Below are 15,314 nucleotides of genomic sequence, written 5' to 3' on the forward strand. Positions count from 1 at the left end.
CGGAGCCCATTCCGGGGCTCCCCGGCAACGGATCAGCCGACGTCCAGCACCGCCTTGCCATGCAGTCGGCGTCCCAGGAGAAGTTCGACGGCTTCGGCGGCCTTGTCCAGCGGGCCGCGCCAGGTCGTCCCTGCGTCGAGGGTGCCGCTTGCGACCTGTTCCGCGAGCCAGGTCAGGTCCCTGGCGAGCTCGCGGCACTGCAGCAGATGGAAGGTGACGATGGAACGGTCGTGACGGCCGTTGTCCCCGTACAAGGCGCCGTGCGGGAAGTGCTCGTCGTCGCCGCCCGCGTGACCGACCACGACCAGGGCGCCGCCCGCGGCCAGCCGTTCGTACGCCGCGACCAGTTGCCGGCCGCCGACCATGTCCACGATGCCGTCCACCGGCTCACCGACGTCGGCGGGGGCGGCCACCACCTCGTCCGCGCCGAGTGCGCGCAGCGCCTCCGCGTGCTTCGCGGGGTTGCCGGTGACGGCCACGACGCGGGCTCCGCCCATGTGCGCCAACTGCACCGCATACCGTCCAACTCCGCCCGTCGCGCCGGTGATCATGATGCGCCTGCCGAGCAGCGGGCCGGTGCGGAGCAGGGCGTTCAGGGCGCTGGCGCCCGCGACGGGGACGGTGCTGATGGCGCCCAGGTCCGCGCCCTCGGGGACGGCGCCGATCAGGGCGGTGTCCACGGCACGGAGCTCCGCCCAGCCGCCGTCTCCCCCGAGGGTCACCACACGGGTACCGGCCGCCGGTCCTGAGCCGTCGTCGGCGGCGCGTTCGACGACACCTGCGGCATCCCAGCCCAGAACTGTGCCCTGCTCGGCGGCGCTCGGGCCGAACTTCACCTCTCCATGGTTGAGGGAGGTCGCCGTCACCCGGACCAGCGCCTGGTGCGGGCCCGGCGTGGGGTCGGGCGCCTCACCGAGGCGGAGACCAGCGGGTGCGGAAGGGTCGACAAGCAGGGCTCGCATGGCAGTGGTACCTCCGATCGGGCGCGGTCGCGCACAGCACGCGGCCGCTTCACCGGTTAATAGTGCCACTGAGAGGCACAAGCCATCAAGAGGCATTCGCGGCTGGGGCTACACTTCTGCCATGACGGCCACCGAGAAGGGACCCGAGGCGGACGAGAAGCCCCTGACCCTGCGCGAGCGCAAGAAGCTCCGTACACGGCAGGCGCTCATCGACACCGCGCTGGAACAGTTCACCGAGCACGGCTTCGACCGCATCACGCTCGACGCGCTCTGCGATGCCGTGGAGGTCTCCAAGCGCACCTTCTTCCGCACCTTCGACAGCAAGGAAGACGTGGCCCTGGCGCCGACCCATGACATGTGGACGGCCTTCCTGAGGGAGCTGGAGACCGCCGACCCGGCCGCATCCGCCGACCGCTCGGCCTTCGCGCTGCTCCGCGACACCCTGCTGGCCACCATCGAGCGGATGGCGGCGGCGGACGGCGACTGGGCGCAACGCGTGCGCCGCAGCCGTCGGCTGGCCGCTCAGGCGCCCTCCATCGACGCCCACGGGCTCGCGTTCTGCGACCGCACCAGCGCCGCCGCCGTGGATCTGATGAAGCGCAGATTCGAGCTGGACGACGGCGGCCGGGCCGCGCGGGAGGGGCTGTTGCTCCGGCTGGCCGTCGACATCCTCGTGGCCGCCTTCCACCAGGCCCTGGACCAGTGGGTCGCCGACCCCGCCGAGCCGGGCGCGGCAGGACTGGTCGATGCTGTCCAGGACGCCTGCGCCGCCGTACCGGAGAGCCTCACCCTCAGCATCGTCCCGCGCTGAGCCCCGTACAACACGGCGAGGGGCGGGGCACCAGCTACGGTGCCCCGCCCCTCGTCGGCTGCGTCAAAAAGGGAGCGTCAGCCCTCCACGCCCAGCTTCTCCAGGATCATCTGGCGGGCGCGGGCCGCGTCCGCCTGGCCCCGGGTGGCCTTCATGACGGCGCCGACCAGGGCGCCGGCGGCCTGGACCTTGCCGCCGCGTACCTTCTCGGCGATGTCCGGGTTGCCGGCGATGGCCTCGTCGACGGCCGTGCCGAGCGCGCCCTCATCGGAGACGATCTTGAGGCCGCGCTTCTCGACGACCTCGTCCGGGCCGCCCTCACCGGCCAGTACGCCCTCGATGGTCTGCCGGGCGAGCTTGTCGTTCAGCGAACCCTCGGCGACCAGCGCGCAGATCCGGGCGATCTGCTCGGGGGTGATGGGCAGCACCGTCAGCTCGACGCCGTCCTCGTTGGCGCGCCGGGCCAGCTCGCCCATCCACCACTTGCGGGCCTGGTCCGCGGGGGCGCCCGCGTCCACCGTGGCGACGATCGGATCGACGGCGCCCGCGTTCAGCGCCGACTGCATCTCGTGCTCGGAGATGCCCCACTCCTCCTGGAGCCGCTTGCGCCGCAGCCGGGGCAGCTCCGGCAGTGTGCCGCGCAGCTCCTCGACCCACTCGCGCGAGGGCGCGACGGGCACCAGGTCGGGCTCGGGGAAGTAGCGGTAGTCCTCCGCCTCCTCCTTGACCCGGCCCGAGGTGGTGGACCCGTCGTCCTCGTGGAAGTGCCGGGTCTCCTGGATAATCGTGCCGCCGGACGAGAGCACGGCAGCGTGCCGCTGGATCTCGAACCGCGCCGCACGCTCGACGCTGCGCAGCGAGTTGACGTTCTTCGTCTCACTGCGGGTGCCGAACTTCTCGGTGCCCTTGGGGCGCAGCGAGAGGTTGACGTCGCAGCGCATCTGGCCCATCTCCATCCGGGCCTCGGAGACGCCGAGCGCCTTGATGAGCTCGCGCAGTTCGGCGACGTACGCCTTGGCGACCTCGGGGGCCCGCTCGCCCGCGCCCACGATGGGCTTGGTGACGATCTCGATGAGCGGGATGCCCGCGCGGTTGTAGTCGAGCAGCGAGTGGGAGGCGCCGTGGATACGGCCGGTCGCCCCGCCCACGTGGGTGGACTTGCCGGTGTCCTCCTCCATGTGGGCGCGCTCGATCTCGACGCGGAAGACCTCGCCGTCCTCCAGCTGGACGTCCAGATAGCCGTCGAAGGCGATCGGCTCGTCGTACTGGGAGGTCTGGAAGTTCTTCGGCATGTCCGGATAGAAGTAGTTCTTCCGGGCGAAGCGGCACCAGTCGGCGATCTTGCAGTTCAGCGCGAGGCCGATACGGATGGCGGACTCCACGCCCACCTTGTTGACGACGGGCAGCGCGCCGGGCAGGCCCAGACAGGTCGGGCAGACCTGGCTGTTGGGCTCGGCGCCCAGCTCCGTCGAGCAGCCGCAGAACATCTTGGTCCTGGTGCCGAGCTCGACGTGGACCTCGAGGCCCATCACGGGGTCGTAGGAGGCCAGCGCCTCGTCGTACGACACCAGTTCGGTGACGGTCACGGAAAACTTACCTTTCTGCCCCTCAGGCCCGCGTCAGTCGTCGGCGAGGATGTCGTCGCTGTCCAGGCGGCGCAGCTCGCGCACGAGCAGTACCACGCCCGTGACGATGCCCGCCGCGGAGACCGCCACATCGATCAGCTGCAGCGTGTCCCCTTCCTTCCTGGCTTCCTTGGCGCGCTTGACGGTGCCGGGGACGCTGATGAGCGAGCCGACGATCGAGAAGTAGAGCCCGGTCCTGGACTTCTTGAATCCCTTGGCCTTTTGCAGCTTCGAACTCACAGCGACGGTGCCTCCTCTAGCAGCGGGTGACCCCAACGTGCCTGGAAGGCGGCTTCCAGAGCCGCACCGACACGGTAGAGCCTGTCATCGGCCATGGCGGGGGCGATGATCTGCAGCCCCACCGGGAGCCCGTCCTCCGGCGCGAGCCCGCACGGGATCGACATGGCGGAGTTGCCCGCCAGGTTGGACGGGATGGTGCACAGGTCGGCGAGGTACATCGCCATCGGGTCGTCGACGCGCTCCCCGATCGGGAAGGCGGTGGTGGGCGTGGTCGGCGAGATCACCACATCCACCTGCTCGAATGCCTTCTCGAATTCCCGGGTGATCAGCGTACGGACCTTCTGCGCCGAGCCGTAGTAGGCGTCGTAGTAGCCGGAGCTGAGCGCGTAGGTGCCCAGCATGACGCGGCGCTTGACCTCGGGGCCGAAGCCGGCCTCGCGGGTGAGCGCCGTGACCTCCTCGGCCGAGTGGGTGCCGTCGTCCCCGGTCCGCAGCCCGTAGCGCATGGCGTCGAAGCGGGCCAGGTTCGAGGAGCACTCCGAGGGGGCGATCAGGTAGTAGGCCGCCAGCCCCTTGCTGAACGAGGGGCAGGACAGCTCCACGATCTCGGCGCCCAGTTCGCGCAGCAGCTCGACCGACTCGTCGAAGCGCTGCATCACCCCGGCCTGGAAGCCCTCACCGCGGAACTGCTGGACGACGCCGACGCGCATTCCCTCGGCCGTGCCGTTGCGGGCGGCGGCCACGATGTCGGGGACCGGCTGCGCGACGGAGGTCGAGTCCTTCTCGTCGTGGCCCGCGATGACGCTGTGCAGCAGCGCCGTGTCCAGCACCGTACGGGCACACGGCCCGCCCTGGTCCAGCGAGGAGGAGAACGCGATCATGCCGTACCGGGACACCCCGCCGTAGGTGGGCTTCACCCCGACGGTGCCGGTCACGGCGGCGGGCTGGCGGATCGAGCCGCCGGTGTCCGTACCGATCGCCAGCGGCGCCATGTGCGCGGCGAGCGAGGCCGCGGAGCCACCGCCGGAACCGCCCGGAATCCGGGTGAGATCCCAGGGGTTGGCCGTCGGGCCGTACGCGCTGTTCTCGGTGGAGGACCCCATGGCGAACTCGTCCATGTTGGTCTTGCCGAGGATGACGACGTCCGCGTCCTTGAGGCGCTTGGTGACCGTCGCGTCGTACGGCGGGATCCAGCCCTCCAGGATCTTCGACCCCGCGGTGGTGGGCACGCCCTCGGTGGTGAACAGGTCCTTCAGCGCCAGCGGGACGCCCGCCAGCGGGCCCAGCTTCTCGCCGCGCTCCCGCTTGGCGTCGACCTCGCGGGCCTGTGCGAGGGCGCCCTCGCGGTCCACGTGGAGGAAGGCGTTGATTTTCTCGTCCACGGCCTCGATGCGGGCCAGATGCGCCTCGGTCGCCTCGACGGCGGTGACCTCACCACTCGCGATCTTCGCCGCCAGCTCGGCGGCGGTCAGCTTGATCAGTTCGCCGGCCATCCCGGTCACTCCTCCCCCAGGATCTGCGGAACCTTGAAACGCTGCTGCTCCTGCGACGGGGCGCCGGACAGCGCCTGCTGCGAGGTCAGCGACGGACGGACCTCGTCGGGTCGCATGACGTTGGTGAGCGGGAGCGGGTGGGAGGTCGGTGGTACGTCCTCGTCGGCGACATCGGAGACGGCGGCTACCGCGCCGATGATGTCGTCGAGCTGTCCGGCGAAGTGGTCGAGCTCTTCGTCCTTCAGCTCCAGGCGCGCCAGCTTCGCGAGGTGGGCGACCTCCTCGCGCGAGATGCCAGGCATGCAGCGGTCCTCTGGGGTGAGTGTCGAATGGTCCGCCCCAATCCTATGGGGCACCCCCGGCTACCCGGGACCGGCTTTCGCGCCCGGCTCCCCCGACTCGGTCGGACACCGCTGTTTGCGCCGGGGCAGGGGCGTCGCCCCTGGTCAGAGACTCGGAACCATGTCCGGATTTTCCCGAATTGCGCACTTATCGGTAGAGCCTCACGATGGAGGCTGTCCCCGACAGGAAAAGGAGTGATCTTATGCCTATGGATCGCACCACTCAGCCCGACACCGCAGCGCTGGCCACCGAGGTGGAAGACCTGATGAGCGCCCCCGAGCCCGACGGCGTCTTCCGCGACTCCCGCGAGTGCGCGGGTGCGCTTCTGCTTGCGGCTCTGCTGCTCATCTCGCCCCCGACCCCCCGTCCCAAGACGGACACCAAGTAAGGGGGCCGTCTTGACGGAACAGGCACAGGGAGCAGCCGCCTTGAGTGCGGTGATCGCTGATGCCGCATCCGAGATCGCCCTCGCCCTCCGCGGCGAGGGCGATCCCTATGCGCTCTCCCGGACCCTGCGGCAGGAGGACGCACTCTCCCCCGCCGCGGTCCGGGTACTCGGGGCCGACGCCCTGGCCCCGTACGCGCTGGACGGTCATCCCGGGGCCGACGGTGCGGGGAGTGCGGATGCGGCGATGGTGCGGGAGGCGCTGACCGCGTTCCCGCCCACCGACGGCGGCTCGGCCGTCTCGTCCTGGAGTTACCGCGGGCTGGTGGAAGCCTCACGTGCATTCCTGCCGACCCACGCGGCGTACCTGCCGTCGCCGCCCGAGCCGGGAGACGACTGGCTCGACGCCGAACCCTGGCCCCGGCTGTCCCATCGGGTGTCCCAGCTGGCGTCGCTGGCGCTGCCCGGGCTCGCCCCGGACCTCACCGACCGGCTGGCCGGCCGCGCCGAGGACCTGGCCCGCGGCTTCGTCCGCGCGGTGCGACGCCGCGACTGGCAGCAGTCGGCGGGACTGGGCCGCTGGCTGGCCCGGCTGCCGCAGACGCCGCCCACCCTCGGGCTGGACAACGGGCTGCGCTTCGTACAGCAGATGAGCGACGACTCCCGGGTCGCCGTCCACGTCATCGCCGCCCAGCGGTTCTTCGGGCGGGGCCGGTGACCGCCGCGCGCGCGGCGGCCCCGGGACGGCGCCAAGGACCCGAGGAGCTTCAGGGAGGGGCGGCGGAGCTCCTCGACATCCTGGTGGGCGAGAGCCTGGAGTGGGCCGAGCGCAACCGTGACCGCTTCCACCTGCCGCCCGACGTCACCACCACCGCCGACCCGAACACCACCCTCAAACCGCTCGGTGAACTCGCCGAGCTGACGGCAGTGATCGCGGCCTGCCACCCGCTGTCCGCCCTGCGCACCCAGGCGGGCAGGCTGCTCGCCCTCGCCTGGCAGGAGACCGGCGAGGGCGATCTGTTCGCCGAACTCGTCCGGCGGGAGCCGCAGGCCACGTACCCGGTGGAGCTGTACGGCTCCTTCGCCCGGGCCGGGCTACGCAACGCCGCTGTGGACGAACTGGTACGGACCACGACCGGGCTGCGCGGCTGGCGGGTGGCGCGCGACGACCACACCCGGACGCTTGCCGTGCTCAACGCCGAGGCACGGATCGGGCTGCCGCGCCACGCCGACTTCGACGTGGTGCTGGCCCACACCGGTCTGGGCCACCTGCCGGAGCCCTGGCTGCTGGAGTGCAGAACGGCCTACGGGCTCACCCACGACGTCTTCCACCTCACCGACTGGGGCCGCGACCGGGCCCGGCTCTCCCCCGCGTCGGCGGCGTATCTGCGGCTGTGGCTGCCCGCGTGGGTGGAGAGCTGGCTGGAGGAGCAGCTGTGGGACCTGGTGGGCGAGTTGCTGGCCGTGACGGCCTGCCTGCCCGCCGCGCCGTTCGACCCGGTGGCCTGGCAGCGGCTGGCGGACGCCAGGACAGCCGACGGCGCCCTCCCGGAACAGGGGCCCGCGCCGCTGCCTGGCACCGGCACCGGCACCGCCGATGTCTTCCTCGCCTGCTACCACTCCACGCTCGTGCTGGCGTTCGCCGGCACCCTGGCCCGGACCGCGACCGCAACCCCGATCCTGGACAGCGAGGCCACCGGATGACCATGACTGCTTCCGCTCCCCCCGCCGTGCTGCACACCGTCGGCGACCGCGCGCTGACCTGGCTCGACGCCCACCGTGACTACTTCCGGCTGACCGAGACGGACCTGGCGCGGGGGGATGCGCTGGTGGAACGTCTCAAGCCGATCGGTGAACTGGCGATCAACATGCGGATGCTCTTCCGCGAGGGGGTGGCAGGCAGTCGGCAGCGTGCGCGTGCCGGGTCGCTGCTGGACTTCGCCTGGCGGGAGTTGCTGGACGGCGGAAACGTGCTGGCCACGCACCAGCGCAACGAGCCGTTCTCCCCGGTGTCCCTGGAGATCTACGCGGTCTTCCACGAACTGGACTACCGGCACCCCGGCCTTGAGGCCGCACTGGAGGTCCCCCGGCGCAGCGCCACCTGGCGGGCGCTGGAAATGCCCCAGAGCCGCCGGCTGGGCGTCCTCAACGCGGAGCGGAGGATGGGGCTGTCACCCAGCAGCGACTTCTCCGAGGCGATTGCGGCCACATGGCTCGGTCAACGTCCGGAGCCATGGACGGTCGACCTGCACATCGCCTACGACATCACCCACACCGTCTTCCACATCACCAACTGGGGCGAGCAGCCCGAGCATCTCCCGGATCAGCTCGCCGCCTATCTGGAGCTGTATCTGCCGGCCTGGGCGCAGGACTGGGCCGAGCTCGAGCACTGGGACCTGCTGGGCGAACTCCTCATCGTCGACGCCTGCCTGCCGCGCCCCACGTTGGACGGGCAGCTGTGGGAGCGGTACGCGGCGGCGCAGTCCGGGACGGGAGCGATGCCGGTGTGCGGCCGGATGCCGGAGGGCGACCCGTCCGACGTCTTCGACATCGTGCACCACCCCACCCTTGTCTCCGCGTTCGCGTCGGCCATGGCCACCTCTCGCTCGCTGTCGGCGGGCGGCGTATGAAGGCGTGGCGGGTGAGGACGCACGGTTCCGAGGGGGCGCTGCGCGACCGGCTCACCCGGGAAGTCGCCGACCTCGACGCGCCCGATGTGGTGCTCGCCGTCACCCGGGGCGGGAGGCGAACCGTGGTGACCGGCGGCCGGGCACACGAATCCGAGACCCCCCGTGAGGCGTTGCGTTACGAACTCGGCTCGCTGTCCAAGACGTTCGCCGTACTGCTCCTGACCACGCTGGCCACCGAGGGACTACTGACCCAGGACGACCGGCTGGCCGCTCACCTGCCGCCCACCCTGCGGCTGCCGCACAGTGCCTCCCGCAGCATCACGCTGCGCCATCTGGCCACCCACACCTCCGGACTGCCCCGCATCCCCTACGACCTGATCCCGGGGGCGCTCCTGCACCCCCACGTGAGCGGCTACGCCCGCTACGACACCGGCCGGCTGCTGCACACCTTCGCCGCCACCCGGCCCCGGCACCCGGCGGGAAGCCGCTGGATCTACTCCAACTTCGGCGCCGCGCTGCTGGGCCCGGCACTGGCCGGGGCGGCCGGGGCCGCGTACCCGGCGCTGCTGGGCACCCGGGTGCTGCGCCCCCTCGGGCTGACCAGCACCACGCTGGCGCCCGGGCCCGCCGGTGCGGACGCCGTGGGATTCCGCACCGACGGCCGCACCCCCGTCCCCAGCACCGACATGGGCGCGTTCTGCGCCGCGGGAGCCGTGCGGGCCGCTCCGCACGACATGCTCAGCTATCTGGAAGCTCATCTGCACCCCGCCGGCACCCCGCTGAGCGGGCCGCTGAAGGAGGTGCAGGTGCCGCAGCTGCACCGGGGCGGCCGGCGCGGTGAGACACACACCCTCACCTGGTTCCAGCACCCCGCGCCGGGCGGGCCGATGCTCTTCCACGCCGGTGCGACCTTCGGCCAGCAGGCGTTCCTCGGCTACCACCCGGCGTCCGGCACCGGCCTCGCGGCCGCGGCCACCCGCAGCAGCCGCAGGATCCGCAGATCACGCGGCTGCCGGCTGGTACTTGCCGCCTACGAGCTGCTGTACGGGCTCGCCGAGCAGTCAGCGGGTTGAGCGGACCGGCCCCCGGCCGCGGGACCTCGCGTCACGGGGTCCGGGCAGGCGGCCCTGACGATACGGAGTGCGACGCCGGGACCTCCCGGGCCCGCAGCCACGCGGTGGTCTCGCCGGGTGGCATGGCGGCGGCCACCAACCACCCCTGGACCGCGTCGCATCCGAGATCCCGCAGCCGCTCCCACGTCTCGTCGTCCTCGACGCCCTCCGCGACGACCAGCAGCCCCAGCGAGTGCGCCAGATCGACGGTGCACCGCACGATCTCCGCGTCCTCGGTGTCCACCGCCAGCCGCGCCACGAACGACCGGTCGATCTTCAGCTCGCTCACCGGCAGCCGCCGCAGATGGACCAGCGAGGAGTAGCCCGTCCCGAAGTCGTCCAGCGACATCTTCACTCCGTGCCCCGTCAGCCCCGCCAGCGTGTCGGCGGCCTGTTGCGGGTCCTCCAGCAGCACATGCTCGGTGATCTCCAGCTGGAGCGCGCCCGGCGGCACCCCGTGCCGGGCCAGCCGTGCGGCAACCGCGCCCGCGAAACCCGGCGAATGGACGTCGCGCGGCGAGACGTTGACGGCGACCGGCACCGTCAGGCCGCCCGAGCGCCAGGTCGCCACCTGGGCGAGCGCGGTCTCCAGCACGTACTCCGTCAGCCGTGGCATCAGCCCGGAGGTCTCGGCGATGGCGATGAACTCGTCCGGGGGCACCCGGCCCCGCTCGGGGTGCGCCCACCGCACCAGCGCTTCGAGCCCCGAGACCGTGCCGTCGAAGCCGACCTTGGGCTGGTAGTGCAGTTCCACCTCGCCGGCGTCCAGCGCGCGCCGCAGGTCGGCGAGCAGGCCGAGCCGGTCGGGGGTGTTGCCGTCCCGGGTGGCCTCGTAGACCTCGACGGCGGTGCGGTCGCGCTTGGCCTCGTACATCGCCACATCGGCGCGGCGCAGCAGACCTTCGGCCTCGGTGGCGTGGTCGGGGAAGACGGCGACACCGGCACTGGCCTCCAGCACCAGCGTCAGCCCGTCCAGATCGAGAGGGGAGCTGAGCGCGGAGACCAGGCCGCGCGCGATGCGCTGCGCGCTGGTGGTCGAGTCGGCGACCGGCAGCAGCACGGCGAACTCGTCCCCGCCGAGCCGGGCCGCCTCGGCGCCGCGCGGCAGCGCTGCCCGCAGCCGTTCGGCAATCTGCAACAGCAGCCGGTCGCCCGCGAGATGGCCGAGGGTGTCGTTGACGGAGCGGAAGCGGTCGAGGTCGATGAGGACGAGCGCGGAGCGCGTCGAGTTGCGTTCGGCCTCGTCCAGCGCGGCCCAGGCACGCTCCAGCAGCCACAGCCGGTTGGGCAGTCCGGTCAGCGGGTCGCGCAGCTGCTCCTCGGCGCGGGCGCGGGCGATCCGCAGCGTGGAGTCGAGCGCGATCAGCGGAACGGCGAACAGCGGGAGCAGCGGCGGCTTGTGGACGGCGACCACCACGATAAGCGGCGCGATGCCCAGCAGCGCGACGGCGACCAGGCCCTGCCGTACCAGTGCGGTACGCAGTGCCGAGGGCAGTCCGCGAGTGCGCGGCGCGAAGCAGAACCACTGGAGCGCGCGGGTGACCAGCAGATACACGGCGGCCACCAGCGGGATCCCCACCACGGCCCACACCGGCCACGCGGCAGGCCGCCACGGGTGCTCCACCGAGGGGTGCACCCCGCACAGGGCGAGGGCGAGGCCGGCGGAGCCGATGCCGAGGATGTCGATGGCGCCGTGCACGAGCGCCTGCCGCCACTTGGTCCGGCGCGCCGCACCGACCAGGACGACGACGGCGAGGCTGACGAGCAGCGCCGGCACCCAGCCGTGCAGCACCAGGATCGCGAGGGTCAGCGCCGGGCCTGAACCCGTGCCGCCCCACCAGCGGTCCCGGCTCATGGTGACCAGATGCGCCACCACGCAGCCGGTGAGCACCGCGAACGGCCAGCCGGCCGCTCCGCCGGGGAAGAGCGCATGGCCCTGCCACACCGCCCGGCCGATCCCACAGGCCAGCGCCAACGCGGCAACGGCCACGACCAGTAGGGGCAGCAGCGGTGGTCGCACCGCGAGGAGCCGCTGGAGCCACGGCACTTCCTCGCCGCCGGCCCCGGTGTCTCGTCCCGCCCCGCCCCGGGTGCCGTCCGAGGGCAGGCGGGAGAACGGGGGCCTGGATCCCCCGGAGAAATCCAGCATCCTGGTCCCTCTCGCAGCCGTCCACGCCTGCCCCTCGCCACGACAGGCGTCTATGTCAACAGTAGGCCGCTGCCTGGGGAGAGGGGCAGCGATCGGCCGCTGTTGCCCTGAATGCGTCTATGCCGATCGTGCCCAACTCCGGTGTGTCGTAAGGCTGCTGGTCACCGACGGCCGTGGTCCGGGCGCGTGAGGGGCGGGGCGCGGGTGGCTGGATGTGGCCTGTGCGTGAACGTCAGTACGAGGCAGGTGCGTTGGGGATTGTCCCGGACTTACCCCTGGTGGCCCAGTCCGCCGTCAGGCGTCCGCTTCCTCCCCTTCCTCAGTGGCCAGCGCCACCCCCCGGGCGGCCTCGGGCCCCTCGGCCAACAGGACGGCGAGCCCGTCGTCGTCCAGAATCGGCACCTTCGCCTGCACCGCCTTGTCGTATTTCGAGCCAGGGTTCTCCCCCACGATGACGAAGTCGGTCTTCTTCGACACCGATCCGGTGACCTTGGCACCCTGCTCCTGGAGCGCGGCCTTGGCGCCGTCCCGGGTGTAGGAGGCGAGGGTGCCGGTGACGACCGTGGTCAGTCCCGCCAGCGGGCGCGGCCCCTGCTCGCCGGTGGACTCCTCCTCCATCCGGACTCCGGCGGCTCTCCACCGCTCCACGATGTCGCGGTGCCAGTCCTCGGCGAACCATGCCTTGAGGGAGGCGGCGATGGTCGGCCCCACGCCCTCGGTCGCGGCCAGCTCTTCCTCTTCGGCCTCGGCGATCCGCTGCAGCGAGCGGAACTCGCGGGCCAGCGCCTCGGCGGCGACCGGGCCGACGTGCCGGATGGACAGCCCGGTGATGATCCGGGCGAGCGGGCGGTTCTTGGCGGCTTCGATGTTCTCCAGCATCGCCAGCGTGTTCTTCCGCGGCTCGCCCTTCTGGTTGGCGAAGAGGGTGACGGTCTTCTCCTCGCCGGTCTTGGGGTCGCGCTTGGGCAGTCCGGAGTCCGGATCGACGACGTACGCCACGATCGGCAGCAGGTCCTCGACGGTCAGGTCGAACAGCCCGGCCTCGTCGCGCAGCGGCGGATTCTTGGGCTCCAGCGGCTGGGTCAGCGCGCTGGCCACGACGTAGCCGAAGTGCTCGATGTCCAGCGCCTTGCGGCCCGCCAGATAGAACAGCCGCTCGCGCAACTGGGCCGGGCAGGAGCGGGCGTTGGGGCAGCGCAGATCGATATCGCCCTCCTTCATGGGCTGGAGCGGCGATCCGCACTCGGGGCACTCGGCGGGCATCACGAACTCCCGCTCGCTGCCGTCCCGCAGATCGGCGACCGGGCCCAGGATCTCGGGGATGACATCGCCCGCCTTGCGCAGCACGACCGTGTCCCCGATGAGCACGCCCTTGGCCTTGACGACGTCCTGGTTGTGCAGGGTGGCGAACTCGACCTCGGAGCCGGCCACCGTGATCGGCTCCACCACCGCGTACGGCGTCACCCGGCCGGTGCGGCCCACACCGACGCGGATGTCGACCAGCTTGGTGTTGACCTCTTCCGGCGCGTACTTCCACGCGATGGCCCAGCGGGGCGCCCGCGAGGTGGCGCCGAGCCGGCCCTGGAGGCGGATCTCGTCCAGCTTGACGACGACGCCGTCGATCTCGTGCTCCACCGAGTGCCGGTGTTCGCCGTAGTGGGCGATGAATTCGCGTACGCCCTCCAGCCCGTCCACCACAGCGGCGTGCGCCGAGGTCGGCAGGCCCCATTCACGCAGCAGGTGGTAGACGTTCGAGAGGCGGGCGAAGTCCTCCTTGGCGAAGCCCTTCAGCGCGCCGATGCCGTGCACCACCATGTGCAGCGGGCGCGTGGCCGTCACCCGCGGGTCCTTCTGGCGCAGCGAGCCGGCCGCGGCGTTGCGCGGATTGGCGAACGGTTTCTCGCCCGCCTCGACCAGCCGGGCGTTCAGCTCCTGGAAGCGCTCCATGGGGAAGAACACCTCGCCACGCACCTCGACCAGCTCCGGCAGCCCGTCGCCGGTCAGCCGCTCGGGGACGTCGGCGATGGTACGGATGTTGGGCGTGATGTCCTCACCGGTACGGCCGTCGCCACGGGTCGCCGCGCGGGTCAGCCGCCCGTGCTCGTAGGTGAGGTTCACGGCGAGGCCGTCGACCTTGAGCTCGCACAGGAAGTGGTAGTCCACCCCTTCCAGCTCGCGTGCCACCCGGTCCGCCCACTCGCCCAGCTCCGCGTCGTCGAAGGCGTTGTCCAGCGAGAGCATCCGCTCCCGGTGGGCGACCTCCGTGAACTCCGTCTCGTACTGCCCGGCGACCTTCTGGGTCGGCGAGTCCGGGGTGCGCAGGGAGGGGTGTTCCTCTTCCAGGGCCTCCAGCTCGCGCAGCAGCCGGTCGAACTCGGCGTCGCTGACGACCGGGGCGTCCTTGACGTAGTACCGGAAGCGGTGTTCCTCGATCTGCTCCGCGAGGCGCTGGTGCTCATCGCGCGTCTCAGCGGAGACCGTCACGTCTTGTTCGCCGGCCACCGTAGGTCCTCCCGTCACTGAGGGTTGTCAGCGAGTGCTCGTGCCGCCCGGGCGCAGTGGACGAGCGCCCCTCGCGCGTACGCGGGCGAGGCTCCCGCGAGCCCGCAGGTGGGGGTGACCACGACGGACTCGGTCAGCAGACCCGGAGACAGCCCGAGCCTGCGCCACAACGACCTGACACCCCCGACGCTACCGGCAGGGTCTGACAATGCCCCGCTCGCCGGCTCGGTGGCCGGTACGACACCCGCGAAGAGCGTCACGCCGCCCTCCACGGCCTCACCGACCGCCTCGTCATCACGCTCGGTGAGCAGCGAGAGGTCCAGGGAGATACCGTCGGCCCCGGCCCGGCGCAGCAGCCCGAGGGGCACGTCCGGGGCGCACGAGTGCACGACGGTGGGCCCGTCGTGGACCGCCAGCAGTTCGCGGAGCGTCGATTCGACCACCGCCCGGTCCACGGCCGGATGGGTGCGGTAACCGCTGGCCGTACGCACACTGCCGCGCAGCACGGCGGTGAGGGACGGCTCGTCCAGTTGCAGCACGGGGACGGCGCCCGGCACTCTGCGGCGTACCTCCGCCAAGTGCCCGGCCAGCCCTTCGGCGAGCGAGGCGGCCAGATCGCGGACAGCACCGTGGTCGCCCAGCATGGCCTCGCCGTTGCGCCGCTCGAGGCCGGCGGCCAGCGTCCAGGGGCCGACGACCGACACCTTGATCCCCCGCGGGCGGTCCCCCTCGCCGTACCCCTGGGTGAACTCCTCCAGGGCGTCCAGGTCTTCGCCCAGCCAGGCACGCGCCCGGCGGGTGTCGCGGCCCGGCCGGTCGCTGATCCGCCATCCGCTGGGTTCCAGATGGACGTACAGCTCGGCCAGCAGCCCCGTGGTGCGACCCAGCATGTCCGCGCCGGGTCCCCTGGCGGGGAGCTCCGGGAGGTACGGCAGGTGCTCCGGCGCCTCGAATGCGCCGGTGACCGTCCTGGCCGCCTCTCGGGCGTCCGTGCCGGGCATCGACCCGATTCCGGTTGCCGCCGCGGGGCCCCAAGGGAGGGGCGCGTTGTTGTCACTCACCG

General features: G+C 71.8%; 14 protein-coding genes. 6 read left to right on the top strand and 8 right to left on the bottom strand.

Going from position 1 to position 15,314, the window contains the following annotated elements; all coding sequences use genetic code 11:
• Nucleotides 1–32: 32 nt before the first annotated feature.
• The gene (locus tag ACTWQF_RS00915) at nucleotides 33–962 is read right to left on the bottom strand and encodes a zinc-binding dehydrogenase (protein WP_443276105.1); all 930 of its coding nucleotides are present in this window, start codon (nucleotides 960–962) and stop codon (nucleotides 33–35) included.
• A gap of 121 nt (nucleotides 963–1,083) precedes the next feature.
• Between ACTWQF_RS00915 and ACTWQF_RS00920 the strand changes: the two genes are divergently transcribed.
• Nucleotides 1,084–1,773, top strand: coding sequence for a TetR/AcrR family transcriptional regulator (locus ACTWQF_RS00920; protein ID WP_443276106.1), 690 nt, complete (start codon nucleotides 1,084–1,086; stop codon nucleotides 1,771–1,773).
• A gap of 77 nt (nucleotides 1,774–1,850) precedes the next feature.
• Here the strand turns inward: ACTWQF_RS00920 and gatB are convergent, their stop codons facing one another.
• Genes gatB through gatC form a run of 4 tightly spaced genes read right to left on the bottom strand, consistent with a single transcriptional unit; the run spans nucleotide 1,851 to nucleotide 5,433 of the window.
• Nucleotides 1,851–3,359 carry an Asp-tRNA(Asn)/Glu-tRNA(Gln) amidotransferase subunit GatB gene (gatB, locus tag ACTWQF_RS00925; protein ID WP_443276108.1) on the bottom strand — a complete coding sequence of 503 codons (1,509 nt, stop codon included), beginning with the start codon at nucleotides 3,357–3,359 and terminating at the stop codon, nucleotides 1,851–1,853.
• A 33-nt stretch (nucleotides 3,360–3,392) separates the two neighbouring features.
• Nucleotides 3,393–3,638 carry a hypothetical protein gene (locus tag ACTWQF_RS00930; RefSeq protein WP_443276110.1) on the bottom strand — a complete coding sequence of 82 codons (246 nt, stop codon included), beginning with the start codon at nucleotides 3,636–3,638 and terminating at the stop codon, nucleotides 3,393–3,395.
• Nucleotides 3,635–5,131 (bottom strand): Asp-tRNA(Asn)/Glu-tRNA(Gln) amidotransferase subunit GatA, encoded by a 1,497-nt coding sequence (gene gatA, locus ACTWQF_RS00935; RefSeq protein ID WP_443276111.1) that lies wholly within the window; start codon nucleotides 5,129–5,131, stop codon nucleotides 3,635–3,637. The genes ACTWQF_RS00930 and gatA overlap by 4 nt, the downstream gene beginning before the upstream one ends.
• Before the next feature lie 5 nt (nucleotides 5,132–5,136).
• The gene (gene gatC / locus ACTWQF_RS00940; protein WP_443276113.1) at nucleotides 5,137–5,433 is read right to left on the bottom strand and encodes an Asp-tRNA(Asn)/Glu-tRNA(Gln) amidotransferase subunit GatC; all 297 of its coding nucleotides are present in this window, start codon (nucleotides 5,431–5,433) and stop codon (nucleotides 5,137–5,139) included.
• A 242-nt stretch (nucleotides 5,434–5,675) separates the two neighbouring features.
• Between gatC and ACTWQF_RS00945 the strand changes: the two genes are divergently transcribed.
• Genes ACTWQF_RS00945 through ACTWQF_RS00965 form a run of 5 tightly spaced genes read left to right on the top strand, consistent with a single transcriptional unit; the run spans nucleotide 5,676 to nucleotide 9,561 of the window.
• On the top strand, nucleotides 5,676–5,861 hold the full coding sequence (locus ACTWQF_RS00945) for a hypothetical protein (protein WP_443276114.1): 186 nt from the start codon (nucleotides 5,676–5,678) through the stop codon (nucleotides 5,859–5,861).
• 49 nt (nucleotides 5,862–5,910) lie between these two features.
• Nucleotides 5,911–6,576 (top strand): hypothetical protein, encoded by a 666-nt coding sequence (locus ACTWQF_RS00950; RefSeq protein WP_443277514.1) that lies wholly within the window; start codon nucleotides 5,911–5,913, stop codon nucleotides 6,574–6,576.
• Complete coding sequence (locus ACTWQF_RS00955; RefSeq protein ID WP_443276116.1) at nucleotides 6,573–7,562, top strand: DUF6895 family protein; 990 nt, start codon at nucleotides 6,573–6,575, stop codon at nucleotides 7,560–7,562. The genes ACTWQF_RS00950 and ACTWQF_RS00955 overlap by 4 nt, the downstream gene beginning before the upstream one ends.
• Nucleotides 7,559–8,488: a DUF6895 family protein gene (locus ACTWQF_RS00960; protein WP_443276118.1), complete on the top strand. Its 930-nt coding sequence runs from the start codon at nucleotides 7,559–7,561 to the stop codon at nucleotides 8,486–8,488. Before ACTWQF_RS00955 ends, ACTWQF_RS00960 begins: the two co-directional genes overlap by 4 nt.
• 11 nt (nucleotides 8,489–8,499) lie before the next feature.
• On the top strand, nucleotides 8,500–9,561 hold the full coding sequence (locus ACTWQF_RS00965) for a serine hydrolase domain-containing protein (RefSeq protein WP_443276119.1): 1,062 nt from the start codon (nucleotides 8,500–8,502) through the stop codon (nucleotides 9,559–9,561).
• A 31-nt stretch (nucleotides 9,562–9,592) separates the two neighbouring features.
• Here the strand turns inward: ACTWQF_RS00965 and ACTWQF_RS00970 are convergent, their stop codons facing one another.
• The 3 genes from ACTWQF_RS00970 to ACTWQF_RS00980 all read right to left on the bottom strand — a co-directional run bounded on the left by ACTWQF_RS00970 (nucleotide 9,593) and on the right by ACTWQF_RS00980 (nucleotide 15,312).
• Nucleotides 9,593–11,749, bottom strand: a complete 2,157-nt coding sequence (locus ACTWQF_RS00970; protein WP_443276121.1) for a putative bifunctional diguanylate cyclase/phosphodiesterase — start codon at nucleotides 11,747–11,749, stop codon at nucleotides 9,593–9,595.
• Nucleotides 11,750–12,043: 294 nt separating this feature from the next.
• Nucleotides 12,044–14,251, bottom strand: coding sequence for an NAD-dependent DNA ligase LigA (gene ligA / locus ACTWQF_RS00975; RefSeq protein WP_443276123.1), 2,208 nt, complete (start codon nucleotides 14,249–14,251; stop codon nucleotides 12,044–12,046).
• Between the two features lie 14 nt (nucleotides 14,252–14,265).
• Nucleotides 14,266–15,312, bottom strand: coding sequence for a methionine synthase (locus tag ACTWQF_RS00980; protein ID WP_443276125.1), 1,047 nt, complete (start codon nucleotides 15,310–15,312; stop codon nucleotides 14,266–14,268).
• Nucleotides 15,313–15,314: the final 2 nt, after the last annotated feature.

Origin of the sequence: Streptomyces sp. 8N114 (genome assembly GCF_052245835.1) — a bacterium.
Classification (GTDB): Bacteria; Actinomycetota; Actinomycetes; order Streptomycetales; family Streptomycetaceae; genus Streptomyces.

Coding starts and splice junctions, on each gene's coding strand:
- ACTWQF_RS00915 (WP_443276105.1), bottom strand. CDS start 962: ATGCGAGCCCTGCTTGTCGACCCTTCCGCACCCGCTGGTCTCCGCCTC.
- gatC (WP_443276113.1), bottom strand. CDS start 5,433: ATGCCTGGCATCTCGCGCGAGGAGGTCGCCCACCTCGCGAAGCTGGCG.
- gatA (WP_443276111.1), bottom strand. CDS start 5,131: ATGGCCGGCGAACTGATCAAGCTGACCGCCGCCGAGCTGGCGGCGAAG.
- ACTWQF_RS00945 (WP_443276114.1), top strand. CDS start 5,676: ATGCCTATGGATCGCACCACTCAGCCCGACACCGCAGCGCTGGCCACC.
- ACTWQF_RS00970 (WP_443276121.1), bottom strand. CDS start 11,749: ATGCTGGATTTCTCCGGGGGATCCAGGCCCCCGTTCTCCCGCCTGCCC.
- ACTWQF_RS00960 (WP_443276118.1), top strand. CDS start 7,559: ATGACCATGACTGCTTCCGCTCCCCCCGCCGTGCTGCACACCGTCGGC.
- ACTWQF_RS00920 (WP_443276106.1), top strand. CDS start 1,084: ATGACGGCCACCGAGAAGGGACCCGAGGCGGACGAGAAGCCCCTGACC.